The sequence below is a fragment of the Providencia sp. PROV122 genome (assembly GCF_028482365.1).
Taxonomy (GTDB): Bacteria; Pseudomonadota; Gammaproteobacteria; order Enterobacterales; family Enterobacteriaceae; genus Providencia; species Providencia stuartii.
In genome coordinates, this window is the sequence record NZ_JAMPQI010000021.1 from 62,462 (window position 1) to 80,751 (window position 18,290).

General features: G+C 40.0%; 14 protein-coding genes. 3 read left to right on the forward strand and 11 right to left on the reverse strand.

Translation table 11 applies throughout. The features are described 5' to 3' along the window. Positions 1–3: 3 nt before the first annotated feature. From PSE69_RS15585 to PSE69_RS15600, 4 genes are all read right to left on the reverse strand, one after another. A complete protein-coding gene (locus PSE69_RS15585) occupies positions 4–732 on the reverse strand; it encodes a fimbrial biogenesis chaperone (RefSeq protein WP_004917351.1) in 729 nt (242 codons plus the stop codon). 11 nt (positions 733–743) lie between these two features. Beyond that, the gene (locus tag PSE69_RS15590; protein ID WP_259466002.1) at positions 744–3,143 is read right to left on the reverse strand and encodes a fimbria/pilus outer membrane usher protein; all 2,400 of its coding nucleotides are present in this window, start codon (positions 3,141–3,143) and stop codon (positions 744–746) included. A 305-nt stretch (positions 3,144–3,448) separates the two neighbouring features. Then, a complete protein-coding gene (locus tag PSE69_RS15595; protein WP_004917353.1) occupies positions 3,449–4,009 on the reverse strand; it encodes a fimbrial protein in 561 nt (186 codons plus the stop codon). Positions 4,010–4,130: 121 nt separating this feature from the next. Next, complete coding sequence (locus PSE69_RS15600) at positions 4,131–4,433, reverse strand: helix-turn-helix domain-containing protein (RefSeq protein WP_004917356.1); 303 nt, start codon at positions 4,431–4,433, stop codon at positions 4,131–4,133. Between the two features lie 1,254 nt (positions 4,434–5,687). Here PSE69_RS15600 and PSE69_RS15605 point away from each other — a divergent pair. Then, entirely contained in the window at positions 5,688–6,668 is a 981-nt protein-coding gene (locus tag PSE69_RS15605; protein WP_121875061.1) for a nitrilase family protein, read from the forward strand. A 97-nt stretch (positions 6,669–6,765) separates the two neighbouring features. Further along, positions 6,766–7,671: a LysR family transcriptional regulator gene (locus tag PSE69_RS15610; protein WP_040132487.1), complete on the forward strand. Its 906-nt coding sequence runs from the start codon at positions 6,766–6,768 to the stop codon at positions 7,669–7,671. Positions 7,672–7,766: 95 nt separating this feature from the next. Here the strand turns inward: PSE69_RS15610 and PSE69_RS15615 are convergent, their stop codons facing one another. From PSE69_RS15615 to dmsA, 5 genes are all read right to left on the reverse strand, one after another. Continuing rightward, positions 7,767–9,086: a polysaccharide deacetylase family protein gene (locus PSE69_RS15615; protein ID WP_004917363.1), complete on the reverse strand. Its 1,320-nt coding sequence runs from the start codon at positions 9,084–9,086 to the stop codon at positions 7,767–7,769. 260 nt (positions 9,087–9,346) lie between these two features. Then, positions 9,347–9,961, reverse strand: a complete 615-nt coding sequence (gene dmsD / locus PSE69_RS15620; RefSeq protein ID WP_004917365.1) for a Tat proofreading chaperone DmsD — start codon at positions 9,959–9,961, stop codon at positions 9,347–9,349. A gap of 107 nt (positions 9,962–10,068) precedes the next feature. Then, complete coding sequence (locus PSE69_RS15625) at positions 10,069–10,926, reverse strand: DmsC/YnfH family molybdoenzyme membrane anchor subunit (RefSeq protein ID WP_014657405.1); 858 nt, start codon at positions 10,924–10,926, stop codon at positions 10,069–10,071. 1 nt (position 10,927) lies between these two features. Beyond that, complete coding sequence (locus PSE69_RS15630) at positions 10,928–11,545, reverse strand: DMSO/selenate family reductase complex B subunit (RefSeq protein ID WP_121875060.1); 618 nt, start codon at positions 11,543–11,545, stop codon at positions 10,928–10,930. Positions 11,546–11,556: 11 nt separating this feature from the next. Continuing rightward, on the reverse strand, positions 11,557–14,001 hold the full coding sequence (gene dmsA / locus PSE69_RS15635) for a dimethylsulfoxide reductase subunit A (RefSeq protein WP_121875059.1): 2,445 nt from the start codon (positions 13,999–14,001) through the stop codon (positions 11,557–11,559). A 1,043-nt stretch (positions 14,002–15,044) separates the two neighbouring features. Here dmsA and PSE69_RS15640 point away from each other — a divergent pair. Beyond that, positions 15,045–16,367: an MFS transporter gene (locus tag PSE69_RS15640; RefSeq protein WP_004917375.1), complete on the forward strand. Its 1,323-nt coding sequence runs from the start codon at positions 15,045–15,047 to the stop codon at positions 16,365–16,367. Between the two features lie 74 nt (positions 16,368–16,441). Here PSE69_RS15640 and PSE69_RS15645 read toward each other — a convergent pair whose 3' ends face one another. Together PSE69_RS15645 and PSE69_RS15650 are read right to left on the reverse strand one after the other, a co-directional pair. After that, positions 16,442–17,491: an osmoprotectant NAGGN system M42 family peptidase gene (locus PSE69_RS15645; RefSeq protein ID WP_014657402.1), complete on the reverse strand. Its 1,050-nt coding sequence runs from the start codon at positions 17,489–17,491 to the stop codon at positions 16,442–16,444. A gap of 4 nt (positions 17,492–17,495) precedes the next feature. Beyond that, positions 17,496–18,266, reverse strand: a complete 771-nt coding sequence (locus PSE69_RS15650; RefSeq protein WP_041705166.1) for a FadR/GntR family transcriptional regulator — start codon at positions 18,264–18,266, stop codon at positions 17,496–17,498. Positions 18,267–18,290: the final 24 nt, after the last annotated feature.

Genomic DNA, 18,290 nt, shown 5'->3' on the forward strand with positions numbered 1-18,290 from the left:
CACCTATTTACTTTCGTTAGCCAACTGACAAACAGACGCAGCACATTGGTAAGTCAACATTTTCATACCACCATAATCATCCATATAACCTGTATATAATTGCTTAAATGGCGTTGTAGGAACTGTGACACTTTCCTTTGACATTGGAGCAATCATAACGCTTTCAAAATCAGGAAAATTATTGGTCGTGTTGCTACTTAAATACCCCAAAGTCACATAATATTTAGTTGGGTTTTCAATCAATAAACGGTTACCGGAATGAGTATATTTCAATTCTTTCGCCCAAACTTTATCGCTATTATTTTCAATTTGAGCTGGTCGATAGAACATTTTTAAGCGACTTTGAATTGCAATTTGCACCACGTTTTCTTTATTTGAAACTGGTGGGATCTCTCGGACATTCAGATAAAATAGCGATTCTCTGTCTTGGGGCAATTTATCTATTGCCTCCGTTTTAATAATTTTTATTTGGTTTTTCGTATTTGGCTCAACTCGCTGCATCGGAGGCAGCACCGTAAAAGGCTCTGCAATCTTATTTCCCTTATCATCTTCCATCCATGACTGAGCAAGATAAGGTAATGTTTTACTTTGGTTATTAATAACTAAACTGACTGATTTATCCTGACCGGGAAAAATGATCCGTGTGCGATCGATATTGATTGCGGCAAATGCGGTTTGCACACTGATAAACACGAATGAAAGGCAAACAGTGCCTTTATATAATTTATTCATAACAATTTCCTTTAAAGGCAGGGGATCAAAACTTTACTTTGTTCTTTTCCAGAAAAATTGGTAAAACTTAATTGGCATTGTTCATTTCCACCCGCCCACTTAACGGTATATTTCTCAGTAGGAGTAATCCCTGTTAAATACACAATCCCATTATCAGCAATAATGCCGACCTCTCTCCCTGAGCTGGCTTCTATAACACTGGTGCCTAATGGCGGATATTTCCCATTTCCCATACGAATAATGGCTAATATACGTTTTCCCTGATTGGCTCGAATGGTTTGATAACCTATCGCGCCCTCCGTCAAAGTCTTACCAATAATGTTGTCGTTGACATCAACATCATCAGGTAACGTATTCATATCGATATACACATCTGAATTAGAGAAACTATTTAAATTAGTCGCGACACCGATACCAAAGCGATTAGTCACCGACTGGCCATTATCAATAGAAATTCCTGCAACATCACCACTATCAATGACTACCCGAGGTTCATTACTAGTACCATTACGATGAAGCGCCGCACCATATTTCGTGGCCGTCATGGAGCCGTACCAACTTCCGCCGAAGGCTCGATAAGCATTCACATTTTCAGTCGCATTGAGATTTAATACACCATAAGCCGATGAGTACTGATAACTACCACTGATGCTAGGCTCCATTCGGCCTAGTTGACGTTTATCGCCCCCAGCACGTAAACTCCAATAGTTGTTGTTAATGTTTTCACTGTAATACGCGACTGATTGATTTAACTCTTTGCCATCATTCGCATATTGCAGGTCATAACTGATAGAGGCGCCACTTTCTAGCGGAATAGAGAGTGATAAATACGCTTGGTTATCATCCGTTTCTTGGTACTTTATTTTATTTAATGACAATGTTGCTGACATATTTCTGATATTACCAAGGTTAAATATTTTGCTCAGACTCATGCCAAATGTCGTGGTTGATTCACTATTCCAAAATTGGTGGTGAGACGCATTAAGATATAAGGTGGCATCCAATAAACTGATATATTGGTTAAAGGATGCGGTATACACATTTTTATCTCGCCTAAAATCCAACATGCCGTTTGCAGCATCAATGTATTGCGGCATGGTTAAAAATGCTTTATCCGAGAACTTATAACCCGCAAAGGTGATCTGTGAGTTAGTGGATTCAAATCGTTTAGAATAATTTAAGCGGTAGCTATTTCCTGAATAAGTTCCCAAATTATTTAACTTCGCCTTAGCGCGTGTAATATCAAATGAAAGAGCGCCGAACTGGTTCATGTTTTGACCAATACCAACGTTAATGGCTTGATATTCGTTGTTATTAAGTGTGGCAATCACTCCCCCGAATAAGGATGTACGACTAAAAAGGCCATAAGAGGCTTCACCTGCAATAAACCGCGGTTTAGTACGTTGTGAACGGCCAAATGGGCTAGATTCCCCCACTGAAAGCTTATATAAAAATTGCCCCTGCCGCGTTAAAAAAGGCAGCGATGCCGCGGTGACTTGATACTGTGTTTGGCTGCCATCTTCCTCTTGAATGGTGACATCTAACGTACCTTGTACCGCCTCGGTGATGTCCTGAATATTAAAAGGCCCTGGTGCAACACGAGCTTGTTTAATCACACGCCCATTTTGAGTAATAGTGACCATTGCATTCGTTTTGGCAATTCCTGAAATTTGTGGCGCATAACCACGCATCGAAGGGGGTAACATGCGAGTATCACTAAAAATCGACGCGCCAACAAAACGAAAACTGTCAAAGAGCTCCGTTCTTAAATATGACTCTCCTAATAAAATTTTTGCCCCTAATTCAGGGAAGGCTCTAAAGGCATAAAATTGCGTCCAATCAAATCGTTGGTTTGTTTTACCTTGTGAGCGATTATATTGATATTGATAGTCAGCACGGAAACGCCACGCACCTAAATTCACCCCCGTTGTTCCGTTGCTACTGGCGCTAAAGGTTTCATTGCTATTTTTTGGCGCAGAATAGTTAGTAAATAGATTGTAGTCTATTAATAAACCTGCAATTCCATTATCCCATTGCGATGGTGGCACCCAGTAAGGGTCATCATATTCCAACCAAGCTTGAGGGATTGAAAATAGAATATTTTGGTTTGCTTTATCGAAAACATAATTTATGTTCATTGATTTAGGCAATTCAACACACTGATTACGCTTATCCTGTAATATTTTATTCCTAATGCTCGTTTTTAAGGAAAAAAGCCCTATCATTTCAGGCGTAATACAGAGTGCTGAAGTGTCTTTATTAACTTCAATAAACTTAATGAAATATTGTCCAGATAACTTACGACCATTTAATGTAATGTCTGTAAGATATTCACCTGCAGGTACAAAATCTGGATTGGAAAATTGACTGAGATCGATGTTGTCTCTATCTTTTGCATCAATAATATTCATATTAAACTCTATTGCATTAGATACACTTGATACCGACAGTGTAAGAAAAATAGAGAATAATAATTTATTCATATTTGGTTGAAGCGACAAAAACATGATAATCCCAGTCAAATAGATAAACTAATCAAAACAAGGGGAAAAGCAACAGGCAAATAAATGCCTGTTACTGATATGTACTCAAAATAATTCACATTTTATCTAAATAACAAACGGAATAGCTTTTACCACTATCAAGAGTAATAAAACTCATTAAGCCATTACATTCTTAATAAATAATAAAATAACTTTAAGTATAATGTGAAAAATTATAGGTAATTTAAGGCGTAAGTTGCTTGAGAAATAATACTACCTGTTTCTACCTTATTACCATTTGCTTCAACGCGTGCGCTAAATGTTAATTTATTCGCACCATTCACCAATGGCATTTCAACGCTGGTATCCCCAACTTTCATGACTGCACCGTCTGCGTTAATTAGGCGAACGCCAACACCTTTCGATGTTCCCGTGTTAGCCAATAAATCCTTTTTCGTGGTATCTGGAGTACCAGAGAATGTCACTTTCACTTTACTGACCGCAGGGAAAAGCACTTTGTCGTCTGCACCCGTCACCGCAGCCAGATCACAATTCTCTAATGCAATAGTGTACTGAACGCTTTGGCTAAATTTATTGCCCGTTTCTAATACTTTATTCGCGACTTGACCTAAATCGACATTAACTGTTCCATCGCCAGGTAAACTGCACGGTGCATTAATGACTTTACCTGTAAAGTTAATAACACCACTTCCTTGGTCAATAGCTGCATTTGCAACTCCAGTAGCACATGAAGCAACAATAGTTGTAGCTAATATGGTTTTAACAAATTTCATTTCATTTTCCTATTTAAGACAAAAGACTAACGTACATAAACTCCCTAACGATAAAAATCGTTAGGCAGAAATTTATTATTATGTTGTGGCTGAGGAAGGCTATGAAGTAGTAATATGAAGTTTATAGATAATGATTAACTACCATATGATTCACAAGGTTATTTTTAATTTCATTGTCATTTATTAATTCAACACGACCTTCTATTGAAAAGATTTCATCGTTAAAAAAACAGATCAAATCGGTTTCAAGTGCTTTAGCCAAACTAAGAAGATTATCTAATGTAATATTACATTCACCCCTTTCATAGCGTGAAACTTGCTGTTGACTGATACCAACTAATCCAGCAAGTTCAGCACCTGAAAGCCCTAATTCTTTTCTTCTTTTGCGAATTTCTTTACCAACGATCTGGTTTACATTTTTCATTTATTAAGACCCGACCTAATTTAAAATAGTCAATAATGACATGGATAAAGCAATAAAAGCTCATTTGTTTATTATTATTATTTTAATTTATCCCTACTTAAGAAATAGAGATAATCGTAAAGGTCTAATTTGGAGTGATTATAGAACGCATTGCTCGAAAGTAAAACTGTTTGTAACGATCGATACGATCAATCAAATTAGACAAAACCTATCAAAAACATCTATTAAAAAAAAGAATAATGCCTCAATAAACCTATTCATATTTTATTATGTTTTTATTATCCTCCCCAAATAATAAATCTATTTTAAACGGATGATATTTAACATTAATTCACTTTACCCCCCACCGTTGTAAACATAGAAAAGAATAGAATATTAATAACGAATTAAGAGTATTAACCAACTATACTCAATAATGCTTTTTTATTGTTGAAATATAAGAATAATTTATAAAATATATTCAAAAATTCAAATTTAATCATTCTTTTTAGATTCTAATTATTTTACCATCGCCAGTGGTTTATTTATTTTATCTTATGTGAACAAGTAAAAAATTTAGTAGCAAAATCATACTCGGTATAGGAGTATAAAATATGTTAAACATCCGCTTTATTGCTCTTATTTGCATTTTAACTTCCTTTAGTAGGGGTTAGGTGGTTTTCAATCGTTACATTTGATACAAAGTAAACTTATTAGTAGTTTTTACTAATACCCTCTCTTGTGAAAAAATATATAACCCCTTATAATCAACAACATATAGTTTTTACTAAGTGTAACAAAGTAATATTGAATGTTTCTATTTGCTGTAATAGCTATATTTGGCTGACGTTAAATAGCACAAAAAGACTATTCGTTATCAACCATCAATAAGCTCAAAAAACGTTAATCCTGAGTTTATTAGATAGTTTGACTTAAAACCTAAAAATTGATAGAGAGAATAGAGAGATATAAAACAATCTATTCTTAAGCTAGCACTAATGCTAACGTTCTTTGAAATATTTTTTTATCGATGCCTTTACAGATAAAGCAACAAAAAATCCAATAGCTTTGGCCGTCTTATAGAGTGAAATACTATGCTTCTAAATAAGATTGGAGTAAAAATTGGCTGATCATTTTTCACTATCATGGAAAATAAATCGCTATTTTGTGCGGAAGCCATTTAATAACCATTGGTTATCGAATAAGAGAATATCTCATTATACCTAGCTCAAATTATATGGTGTTATCTACTCATCGTAAGAGAGGAGATACCCTATGTCGACACCAATTCGAGTCGCCACCGTACAATTCCAACATAAAGCCTCTGATAAGGCTTATAACCTAAAACAGATCCATGCATTTATCGATCAGGCCGCATCTCAAGATGTGCAAATACTTGTGCTGCCAGAAATGTGCATTACAGGTTATTGGCACGTGCCTAAGCTGCCTAGCGAAGCTGTCTATCAGCTCAGTGAAACTTTACATGATAGCCCATCATTAACGCCTATCCGCCAACGTGCAAAAGAGCTTAATATGATCATTGGCGTGGGGTTAATTGAAAAAGGCTTAGATGATAAATGCTATAATACTTGGGTTGCTTGTATGCCTGATGGCACGTATCACGCCCATCGGAAATTACATGCCTTTGAGCATCCAAGTATTCATTCAGGCGATAGCTACACTGTGTTTGATACGCCGTGGGGAGTGAAAGCAGGGATCTTAATATGTTGGGATAATAATTTAGTCGAGAACCCACGAGCAACCGCATTAATGGGAGCTGATATTATTTTAGCACCACACCAAACGGGGGGAACTCATTCCCGTAGCCCATACAGCATGAAGCCAATTCCTCTTCCTTTATGGGAGAACCGAGAAAAAGATCCTGAAGCATTACGAGAAGCCTTTCAAGGGGAGCATGGTCGTGGCTGGTTAATGCGTTGGTTACCTGCTCGCGCCCATGATAATGGCGTCTTTTACATTTTCAGTAATGGCGTTGGTTTAGATGACGATGAAGTCCGTACAGGTAATGCCATGATCATCGACCCATATGGTCGTATTATCAACGAAAGCAATGCTATTGATAATGATATGGTGATCGCCGAGCTAGACTTAAGCTTACTTCCAATGTCAACTGGTCGCCGCTGGATGTCAGGCCGTCGCCCTGAGTTGTATAATATTTTGACGAAAACAATGGGTTATGAGCGTGATGCGCGAAGTGTGCGATTTGCTGATAAGCCTGTCGCAATTTCAAAATAACAGCAGCACATTTCCTTAAATGGATAATATACTTGTAGAGACGCTATTCAGGGTCTCTACAAGTTAACATGACTGATAAATTTACTGATGAGGCGTAATGGATACCCGATTATTACGTGCTTTTGTTGTTTTAGCTGACACGGCAAACTACCATACGGCTGCATCCCAATTGTGTATCACCCAACCCGCACTAACGAAGCAGATTAAACTGTTAGAGCAACAGCTCTCAATAACGTTATTTGAACGAGGTCGACATGGTGCACAACTGACTGAAAATGGTCGTAAGCTGCTCCCTTTTGCGCAACAAGTATTATCTCAAGCTGAGCTACTTTTTAACCGAGCAAGCGAATTGAGTACCCAATTCCCGAAATCTATTCATGTTGGATTTGGCATATCAACGTTCCAAGAAGCCTCTTTTTTCGTTGCGCGTTTGCGAGAACATTTAAAACAGACAACGATTTACTTTGATGATATGCCGTCAGATATCATGTCGCAAAAATTAGAAAATCACCAATTACAGGTTGCATTTTTACGCCGTCCTGAAATTGCATTTTCTACAGATTTTACAGTGCACCCGTTAAAACAAGAGACCTTGGCTCTCGCCATTTCGACATCACAACTCAGTGATGACCCCGTGAAACAGCTATTAATAAAGCACCCTTATTTATCGCTGCGTAAAGAAAGAGGTAGCGGACTATCACATCAAATCGAACGGTTCCTGAGCCAACAGGGGATCTCATTAGAGCCGGTACAAGAGGCTAGCGATATTCAAACCATCATCGCACTGGTTGCCGCTGGTGTGGGAGTCAGTTTAGTTCCTTATAGTTCAAGGCATATTAGCCGCCACGATGTGGCTTTTATCCCCATTGAAGACAGCCCATCGGCTATGTGGAATATTGATGTAGTTTGGTCATTAGCACTGCCTAAGCCTTGGCAAAATACCATTATGACACTACTTAAAGAAACTATGCTTCGTTTCAATCATAGCCCGAGTCTAAAATAATACTATTTAGTGATTGCTATGGTCATGTCAGGCTTCTTAATCGTAATTCCATAAAGGAAAGCGCATTCGCTTTCCTTTATTATTCGTCGCTATGCTTACCTATCAACCACAATATTTTTATTGACGATATTATCACTGCGGTTCCCCACCATCTGAGCGAACTTTTCGATAGGATCTGTTTTTAGTGCATACAATCTTTTTAATGCCAATGGGTTATCCCCTAAGCGTACTTTGCCTTGTATAGTCGTTACAGCAAGGTGCATTCCTGCTTGTTTTGCTGCGTTCATTGCCGTTTGGTTAAAACCACCAAATGGATAGGCTAAATAACGTTGCTCACGGGTAAATGGTTGTAAAGCATGCATAGAGCGTTGGAAATCTAAGAAAATAGTATGCTCTTTGCGACTAAAAATAACAGGGTTTTTACGAGCATCTAGCTTATGTAAGAAATGCGTGTGTGACTGAATATTAAACACATCTTGGCTACTTTTAATTTCCTGCTTACTCATAAATTGCAAACCATCTGCCGACCACTTTTGCGGCACACTTTTAATACGCGAAGAAATAACGAACAATGTGGCCTGTTGATGGTTATTTTTTAAAATTGGATACGCGTAGCGATAAACCGATTTCAAGCCATCATCAAACGTCAACACCACCGATTTAGCAGGCAAATTAACCGATTTATCTAAATATCCCTCAAGATCAGATAATGACAGTGTTTGGTAACCCGCCTGCTTCAAGTAATCCATTTGGGCGCGAAATGCCTCGACAGAAGTGGTCGTCGATGTATGCTGAAATTTTTTATTCTCACTTTCTTTGAGTAAGTGATGATAAGTGAGAACCGGTATCCCTTTGTCTATCTCAACCTCATCTGATTTGATATACCCTAAGCGGTCACCTAAGCGAATGGTTAACCAAGCTGTTTTTTCACCATTTTTTTCTGTTTTGATCATCCGATCCAACACGGGATAACGCAAATTACCAAATAGCATCGCGATTGGCTGGCTGTTTGCTTTTGCTGAGCGATAGACTAATGTGTTTTGTGTCGTGATCAGATAATTGTAGATAGGGTTATTTAAGTCATTTAACCTATCGTCTTCCGGTTTTAAGCGTGGTTTTAAAGGTGATACTTCTTCTGTGTTCACATAAGCATAATCATTACCAAACTGCATAGGTCGATAATCACCAGCAGGCTCATACATATAGAAACCATGTTCAGAATAAAGCTCGGCGACAGCTTTCATTTCCCCAGCAATAGGCGCAAAAATCGTCTCATTCTGTTTAATCTGCATGAGTGTTGGCGGGGTATCAGCCAATTGCCAATCTTCTGTACTTTGTGGCGGTGTTAGAGCAAATGATTTTGGGATCAATAAAAAAATGAAAATAACAAATAATATCCACGACTGATTACGCATACTCTACCCATAATAACGACCAGAGAAAAAAACCGGCTTATTCTAAACCGACTCAATAGCTATTATCCCTATACTTTACAAAAAATAATTTATCTAAATAAGATGATGACGAGAGATAACACACTCAGTGTATTCTCGTCATTGTCTCAATTCGTATAACGAATAACCAATTTTTAGTGGCGGGGGCGGTAGTGGTGGGTCGTATTCGCTATGTTGATATAGCCCTTTCATTCAGGGCTATACCACAAATTTAATCATATTTAACGATAGAAAATCGCCTTTTCAGCCGCTTTCACATCAAGCGATTGCTGCCAATTCACTAACGTCAAATGGGCAAGTTCCGCGAGTCCGACATAGAAAGGAAAATGGGCATCTGCCTGCATTTTATTAAGATAGTGCACACCCCAAGGCAATATGTGTTGAGCCAACAGTTCATTGAGTTTGGCAGGGTTATTTTCTGCCACCCATGCGACCATCATTAATAATAAGCCAAAGTGATCTTCTGGTTCATTTTGCGTTAAACAAATATCAATCTGGTTATGTTGCATCCACTCGCGTAGTTGCAATGTTGATTCACCAAAAATCACATTCTCTTTATCGAGCCAAACAGATCCCCAAGGTGGTGCTGGTAACGCATATGGGCCTATAAATAGCCGCTGATATGCGTCATCCAATGTTTCATTATCTGTCTGTATTATTGCCATTTTATCGGCGATCGCCTGCTTTTGCTCCTCAGAGCCATACGGCCACTCTTCCGCCCATTGTGGCGTTGATAGCAATGCGATAATGTCTTGGATATCATTCGGTGCATAATAAAAGGCAGCACCGAGTACGCGTGCTGTCAAAGAGATAGAATTTAAAGTTTGTTCACTCATGGTGTATTTTATTCGCTTATTATTCGATACTTAACGGCTGTTTGCCTTGATTTAACCACAAATAGTTTAAAAGGCTTAGCAGTAAATCACTAAGCCTTCTTCTCAGTTTAATTAACCGCCATACCAACGGTCATATGTAGGCCGTAAAAAACACCACGCCCCACGATTTCACCTGCGAGCACGAATAAAAAACCGATCCCCATATTAATCACAGAAGGGTTACGTTTTGCCACTAATGGCATTATCCAACAACCTAACCCCATTGCGATGGCAACGATTTTAATATCCATGAGTATTCCATAATCTGGCACTAGGTCGACCGCTTTTTGTACGGGTGTTTCTATACTTGCCAAATCAAAGCCTTGGGTGATTGCCACACATACACTGACGAGTAATGCAACCACACTCAATGCAGGAATACGGCGAATACATTGCAAATCAAACCCAGCGATACGTAACAACAGCGCAGCTAATATTGGGCCACCAAGGAATGCCGTTAAGACAAAATTTAGGGTGGTATAGCTGTTATTCCAAGTTGGAACAGTATCAATCAGGTAAACGCGAGATGTTGCAACAATAAAGACTGCTGCCATGACCATCACAACTAATAGCCATAATTTGCCGAGTGCCGCTGGCATTTTATTAAGCACCGCCAGAAGCCAGTAAAAACCACCCAAGGCAAAAAACAGCGCCCCACTCGCTACCTCATTACTCAGTGATGATGCCCCTAAGCGATTAAATGAGTTGAAAGCGCGTAACGGTGTTCCCATATGTGTCGTGGATAATAGGAAGCCTATCCCCATCAATAGCCACAAACCAAACATGCTGTAATGCACTTTACGGTTAAGCTCTGTTGACAGTTTTCCACTGAGTATCACCGCTGCCATAAAAATAAAAGCACCCGCCACGCTTTGGCCTATCACCGTGAAAAACATCAATGGCCATTCATGAATTCCCGAGCCCATATTATACCTCCTCCGGGTTAGCCAGATGCCCAGTGGTATCTCCGACAGGACGGCTATTGGCATTCAATTTTAAGACAATGTTTGGATGCGTATATTTTGCCGATGGCAATGGCGCGATTTCCGCTAAAGTCCCATATTTTTCACGTAGCTCTTCAATAGGCGCCATATCCAGTGCTCGTAATGGACAAGACCCAACGCAGATAGGTTTTTTACCTTCTGCCACTCGCTCATAACAGCCATCGCATTTTGTCATATGCCCCTTCACTTCATCGAATTGTGGAGCACCGTAAGGGCACGCCATACTACAGTAACGGCAACCGATACACACCTCTTCATCGACAACAACAAAGCCATCTTCACGTTTATGCATCGCGCCACTTGGGCATACTTTAGTACAAGCAGGATCATCACAGTGGTTACAAGATATTGACAGATAATAGGCAAAGATATTCTGCCCAAATACACCATCCTGCTCGGTCCAATCTCCTCCTGCATATTCATAGATGCGGCGGAAGTTAACTTCCGGAGATAAGTTTTTAAAGTCTTTGCATGCTAGCTCACAGGTTTTGCAGCCAGTGCAACGACTTGAGTCGATATAAAAACCATATTGCGTTGACATAACTGACATCCTTAAGCTTTAACAACTTCAACAAGATTAGAATGTGATGGATTCCCTTTCGCCAAAGGCGATGGGCGTTGGGTGGTTAACACGTTAATACTTCCAGCGTGATCCACACGGTTACCATCTGGGTCATACCAAGCCCCCTCCCCCAAACCAACGACACCCGGAACAATACGTGGTGTGACTTTCACTTTCACACGTACCTCGCCTCGGTCATTAAAAACGCGGACTAAATCACCATGCTTAAGATCCCGTTTTGCGGCATCTTGTGGGTTGATCCACAACTCTTGTGGGCAGGCGGCTTTCAGAACATCCACGTTGCCATAAGTAGAGTGAGTACGTGATTTATAGTGGAAACCTGTTAACTGTAATGGGTACTTATCCATAAGTGGGTCGCCATATTGCTCAAAACCCGGTGAATAAACAGGTAATGGGTGGATCACATCTCCCTCGTCTAGCTCCCACGTTTTTTGCAATTCAGCTAATTGGGAAGAGTAGATCTCAATTTTACCTGACGGTGTCGTCAGTGGGTTCGCAACGGGGTCTTCACGGAAGTTACGATAGGCAACATGATGGCCTTTCGGATCCCGTTTTTTGAAAATACCTTGTGCGCGGAACTCTTCAAATGTTGGTAATTCAGGCAATGCTTCGCGAGATTGTTCGTATAAATGACGTAACCACTCCTCTTGGGTTCGATTCTCGGTGAACTGCTCACCAACGCCCATACGCTTAGCAATTTCGCTCGTCATTTCATAGATATTGCGACTTTCAAAACGAGGTTTAATCGCCTGATCAGCAAAAATAACGTAAGACATGTTGCCCGCCGAGGCATCCATACAGAAATCCATCTGCTCCGATGCGGTACAATCAGGCAGCAAGATATCCGCATATTTTGCTGAGGCTGTCATGTGGTTATCAATCACCACAATCATTTCGCATTTAGATTCATCCTGTAAAATTTCATGAGTGCGGTTAATCTCTGAATGCTGATTCACTAAGCAGTTTCCTGCGTAGTTCCACACCATCTTAATCGGCACATCAAGCTTATCTTTACCACGGACGCCATCGCGGGTCGCTGTCATCTCAGAGCCACGTAATATGGCATCGGTCCACATAAACATTGAGATGTTGGTTTTGACTGGATTGGTTAAGGTCGGCATACGAACAAAGGGAATGCTGTACGACCCTTCCCGAGCACCAGTATTGCCACCATTAATCCCGATATTACCGGTTAAAATAGCGAGCATGGCGATCGCGCGAGAGGCTAATTCGCCGTTAGAGCGACGTTGAGGCCCCCAACCTTGAACGATATAAGCAGGCTTCGCCATGCCGATCTCACGGGCGAGTTTCACGATACGTGCAGCAGGGATACCTGTAATAGGAGCTGCCCATTCAGGCGTTTTTGCTTGTCCATCGGGGCCGTCACCTAAAATATAGGCTTTATAATGTGCATTTTTCGGGGCCCCAGCAGGCATTGTCGTTTCGTCGTAGCCCACACAGTACTTATCAAGGAATGGCTGATCGACTAAGTTTTCTTTGATCATCACATAGGCAAGCGCACTCACTAACGCCGCGTCTGTTCCCGGTCGAATCGGGATCCATTCATCCTCACGTCCAGCGCCTGTATCGGTATAGCGGGGATCGATAATGATCATTTTTGCATTCGATTTTTCGCGAGCTTGTTCAACATAATAGGTTACCCCGCCGCCGCTCATACGCGTCTCACTCGGGTTGTTGCCAAACATCACGACCAATTTGGAATTTTCAATATCAGAAGGACTATTACCATCAGCCCAGCCGCCATAGGTATAGTTCAGCCCTGCGGCAATTTGCGCGGTACTATAGTCACCATAGTGATTTAAATAACCGCCACAGCAATTCATCAAACGAGCAATTAATGTTGCACCCGGTGGCCATGATTTTGTCATCGTGCCACCTAACGTACCTGTACCGTAGTTTAGGTAAATAGATTCGTTACCGTAGTCATTGATTAAGCGCTTCATGTTGTTAGCGATAACATCAAAAGCCTCATCCCAACTAATACGTTTGAATTTTCCTTCACCACGTTTACCAACACGCATCATGGGGTAGCGTAGGCGGTCTGGGTTATACACGCGACGTCGCATTGAGCGTCCACGTAAGCAAGCACGTACTTGATGCAGTTCTTCATATACATCATTACCCGTGTTATCGGTTTCGACGTATTTAATTTCACCATCAACGACGTGCATACGTAATGGGCAACGGCTTCCACAGTTTACAGTACATGCACTCCAAACTACTTTCTCTTCTCCGGTGGGTGTCGCTGTTTTTTGCTCTGCGGCAGCGGAGGCGCTGAAAGGCAGAGAGAACCCTCCAGCCGCTGCTGCCAAACCCGTGATAGTTCCGGCCTTAACAAAGCCACGACGGGTAAGAGGAGCAAAAACGGATGCTTTCTCTTTTATATTTGCCATACATAACTCACTCAATTAATTTGCTTTAAATGTTAAAAAGTAAACTTCCAACAAAACGGAATAAAATATATTTAAGGTGTGTACTGCCAGTAATAGACACGATTAATCACATGGGTGAAAAATAAGATTTTGATAATTTAATGATAACAACCCATCAAATTAAGAGATTGTTTTACATCAATAAACCAACTAATAACTCACGTTATTAACCAAACTAACTTATTGAAAATAGAAATAATTTATAACATTACCGATATATACAGCAGTATATACTGATGAATTTTTATGATAAATTGATAGATGAAATCAGAATTAAATATCGATAGCTTTATTTATCAAATAATATTTTTAGTGAATTATACCTAAAAACAAAACCTCTATATTAAGTTAAAGAATAATTAACAAAAAAAATTAAACTAATAATGTTAATAAAAATACCGATTATTCATATTTATCATGATAAAATACATAATATAAACTTTATCAATAAACTAAAATGATAATTATTAGTATTTATTTGAGTTTTCGATAAACCAACTCTATTTGGCTGATGGCACATTGAATGCAAAATTCTAAAAAAATTATTTATTTCAATATATTATGATATTTTTCGTATGCAGATTAGCTGTTTCAATAAAATAAAAAATTAAATGGCAATATCGAAACAGAACAGTGAATATTCAATAACTCCTCTCCTATCATCGATAATACATTTATTTTTTTAATCTAAATACGTTACTTTTTATATTTAAAATGACGTCTAATATGATATTTTTACGCATATTCTTAGCATGAAATTATTTTTATTTACGAGTATTCCGAATAAAGATAAAGCGCATGTAACAAATAAGCTAAAAAGTAAAAAAACTCATATAAAACACTCAGTTAGTTATAACATTTAGTGTTGTTAGTTATCTAAAAATGACATGAAAAACAGGATATTGATCTCAATATTTAATTTACATTACCGTCAAATATTGACTCACTAAGTAAATACCGCTATTTGTTGAATTATTGTTAACTAATATTGCGGTGGTGATAAATTGGAAATATCTCAAGATAATGTAAAAAGAACGGATGCAACGCTAGATGCCAATGCAAGATCAAAATGCATTCGAGGAATTGTTGGAGCAGCTTCTGGTAACCTAGTGGAATGGTTTGATTTCTATATCTACGCTGTTTTTGCTGCCTATTTTACTAAAGCGCTTACTCCGCAAAATATGGATCCACTGACGCAATCTATCTATGTCTGGGGGGTGTTTGCTGCAAGTTTCTTTATGCGTCCAATTGGTAGTTGGCTATTTGGTCGGATTGCTGATCGCCATGGCCGAAAGCGTTCGATGGTCGCATCCATTTATTTAATGGGGTTTAGTTCTTTCTTGTTTGCCGCCTTGCCAACTTATGAGCAAGTCGGGATGTTTGCACCATTGTTATTGCTACTCGTGCGCTTGTTGCAAGGCTTATCTGTCGGTGGCGAATATGGTGCCGTCGCTACCTATATGAGTGAACTCGGCCTTAAAGGACAACGGGGCTTTTTTGCTTCATTCCAATATGTCACATTATCCGGAGGGCAGTTATTAGCAAGCTTACTCAGTGTTATTTTATTAGCGTTTCTCACTGAACAACAGCTACAGGATGGTGCTTGGCGTATTCCTTTTGTCATTGGGGGGATTGCAGCGATAGTCTCATTAATTGCTCGAAAACGCCTTGATGAAACCTTAAGTAATGAAGCATCAGAAGCAAAAGAGTCAGGTTCTTTAATCGCTCTTCTAAAACAGCATTGGAAATCTTTCTTTTTAGTCGTTGGTTATACTGCCGCAGGCTCTCTCTGCTTTTATATTATAACCGTTTACTCAAAGACCTATCTCACAAACATCGGTATTGATAGCAAAGTGGTTGGTTACATTATGACCGTATCACTCTTTGTGTTCATGCTGTCTCAACCTGTGTTCGGCATTATTTCTGATAAAATTGGCCGCCGAGCAGCAATGATTACCTTCACGCTATCCATGCTGCTATTTATCTACCCAGTGATGGTGATTGGCATGCGTTATTTTGCTCAGTCTCCTATCATTATCGCCTTATTACTGATTTTCTTAATGATGCTGTTAAGTTTTTACACTTCTATTAGTGGGCTAGTAAAAGCTGAAATGTTCCCACCTCATTTACGAGCGTTAGGTGTTGGGGTCTCATATGCGATAGGGAATGCTATTTTTGGCGGCTCGGCGCCCTCTGTTGCACTACAATTTAAAGCCAGCGGCGCAGAAAACGCCTTTTTTATCTATGTCATGGTTGTATTGTGTATCTGCTTATTTTGCTGCTTCCAGCTGCCTAAAGAGCCTGAATATTTAAATGACCGCCATTAATTAACTTATACAATCAAAAGACCCCCAATCATTGGGGGTCGCTTCAAATCCTTGACGTTTTTTACCTAAATCCATTACTGCCCTGGTAATGGCACTAAATCACTTTCAATATAACGTCTGACCAAGGTGGCTAATGCAACCAGTGAATCAACGTGCGTTCTTTCCCAACCATGTGAGCTATCCAGTGCAAAACAAGCCAATGCCACGCGGATATCCCACCCTGCATCGACGGCAGCGGCACTGTCTGAGCGGTAGTGCTTAAAGGTATCTCTCACATGAGGAATATCATACTGTTGGCACAGCTTAAGTAGGTGGCGTGTGATAGCTAAATCAAATGGACCTGTTCTATCACGAAATGCCAATGTTAACGCATCATCCCGCGTTGTTTGATCGGGAGCCGACACCGAGTTATCAATGGCTAACAGTTCTTGTACTTCAGCACCAAAGCCATGCGTTCCCCCAATACCGACTTCCTCTGAAATGGTAAACATGATTTGGCAAGCCACTTCAGGCAGTACTTTATCATCCACCAGCGATTTCAATGCAGCTAATAACACTGCACAGCCCGCTTTATCATCAAGATGGCGAGAGACGATAAAACCATTATCAATAAACTCAGGCTGTGCATCGACTGCAACCATATCCCCTACATTAAAGCCATGTGCTAATAAATCAGCATGGTTATAACAAGGTGCATCAAGGCGGATTTCAAGGTTATCCCAATCGGCAATCTGGGTATCCACTTCAGTATTAAAACGGTGCCCCGATGCTTTTAACGGCAGAATAGTTCCCCGATATTGGTTGTTGTCACAAAATACTGTGACTCTCGCTCCTTCAGCGAAACGTGCGGCCCATGTTCCCGTGTTACGTAGTGCCAATCGCCCATTCGGCTTTAATTGTGTCACCATTGCACCGAGAGTATCTAAGTGTGCCGCTAGTGCCCTTTTGGGCTCACCATTGCCTAACGTAATATGTAGCACACCTCGGCGGGTGTATTGCGGTTGAAAACCTAATTCTGCGAGCCATTGATGAGTCTGCGCTACGGCATTCTCTGTCATACCTACAGGGCTAGGCGTTTGTAATAGCGTCTTTAATACAGATTTAAGATAATCTTGATCAATCATGTCATTACCTGTCTTCACTTAAAAATCGTTCTTGTAAGGTTGCTTGCAAGGCCAGCATGGCTTGTTCCGCATACGCCATATGCGCTTCCATAATCGCTTTCACTCTAGGAGCATCTTTACGGCGCATGGCGTCAATAAGTTGATATTGATAGTCAATCCCTTGTCGACGATCGACAGGTTCAGGCTTTAAGTAGATGTCTTTGCAAATCGCCAAATCCTTAAGCAACCGTTGAAGAAAATGACAGATAAACACTAAAAGTACGTTATCAGAGTAGCTCGCAACAACAGCGTGAAAATCCAATTCGGCCATCCGCTGCTGCCAACGTTCGGCTTCATCAACTGGCTCATGATCATAAATCGCTATCGTGTCATACAGTTTTTGAAAACCTTCATTATCCATATTGTCGATAGCGCTAACTGCCACCACAGGCTCTAATAATTTACGTAAGGTATAAATGTCTTTTATCGAAATATTCCGTGTAAACAAATAATTAGACAGTAAACTCATCGCTCGCGCTTCTGTCATAGAATCAATAAATGCACCGCCACCAGGCCCCGTTTTCGTTTTTATCAACCCTTGGACTTCTAGCGATTTTAAAGCTTCTCGAACGGTGCTTTTACTGGCGCTATAACGCTCTATCAGATCTTTCTCTTGTGGCAGTCGATCACCTGGCATTAAATTATCCGCCATGATCGATTCTTTAATCGCATTCACAATTTCATCCGTGCGTTTAATTCGTCCTGTTTCTGTCATCGGCTGTTTCTCTGTGTTCATATTTTTCTTCCGGCCGTCGTCTGT

Coding starts and splice junctions, on each gene's coding strand:
- PSE69_RS15585 (WP_004917351.1), bottom strand. CDS start 732: ATGAATAAATTATATAAAGGCACTGTTTGCCTTTCATTCGTGTTTATC.
- PSE69_RS15590 (WP_259466002.1), bottom strand. CDS start 3,143: ATGAATATTATTGATGCAAAAGATAGAGACAACATCGATCTCAGTCAA.
- PSE69_RS15595 (WP_004917353.1), bottom strand. CDS start 4,009: ATGAAATTTGTTAAAACCATATTAGCTACAACTATTGTTGCTTCATGT.
- PSE69_RS15600 (WP_004917356.1), bottom strand. CDS start 4,433: ATGAAAAATGTAAACCAGATCGTTGGTAAAGAAATTCGCAAAAGAAGA.
- PSE69_RS15605 (WP_121875061.1), top strand. CDS start 5,688: ATGTCGACACCAATTCGAGTCGCCACCGTACAATTCCAACATAAAGCC.
- PSE69_RS15610 (WP_040132487.1), top strand. CDS start 6,766: ATGGATACCCGATTATTACGTGCTTTTGTTGTTTTAGCTGACACGGCA.
- PSE69_RS15615 (WP_004917363.1), bottom strand. CDS start 9,086: ATGCGTAATCAGTCGTGGATATTATTTGTTATTTTCATTTTTTTATTG.
- dmsD (WP_004917365.1), bottom strand. CDS start 9,961: ATGAGTGAACAAACTTTAAATTCTATCTCTTTGACAGCACGCGTACTC.
- PSE69_RS15625 (WP_014657405.1), bottom strand. CDS start 10,926: ATGGGCTCGGGAATTCATGAATGGCCATTGATGTTTTTCACGGTGATA.
- PSE69_RS15630 (WP_121875060.1), bottom strand. CDS start 11,545: ATGTCAACGCAATATGGTTTTTATATCGACTCAAGTCGTTGCACTGGC.
- dmsA (WP_121875059.1), bottom strand. CDS start 14,001: ATGGCAAATATAAAAGAGAAAGCATCCGTTTTTGCTCCTCTTACCCGT.
- PSE69_RS15645 (WP_014657402.1), bottom strand. CDS start 17,491: ATGATTGATCAAGATTATCTTAAATCTGTATTAAAGACGCTATTACAA.
- PSE69_RS15650 (WP_041705166.1), bottom strand. CDS start 18,266: ATGAACACAGAGAAACAGCCGATGACAGAAACAGGACGAATTAAACGC.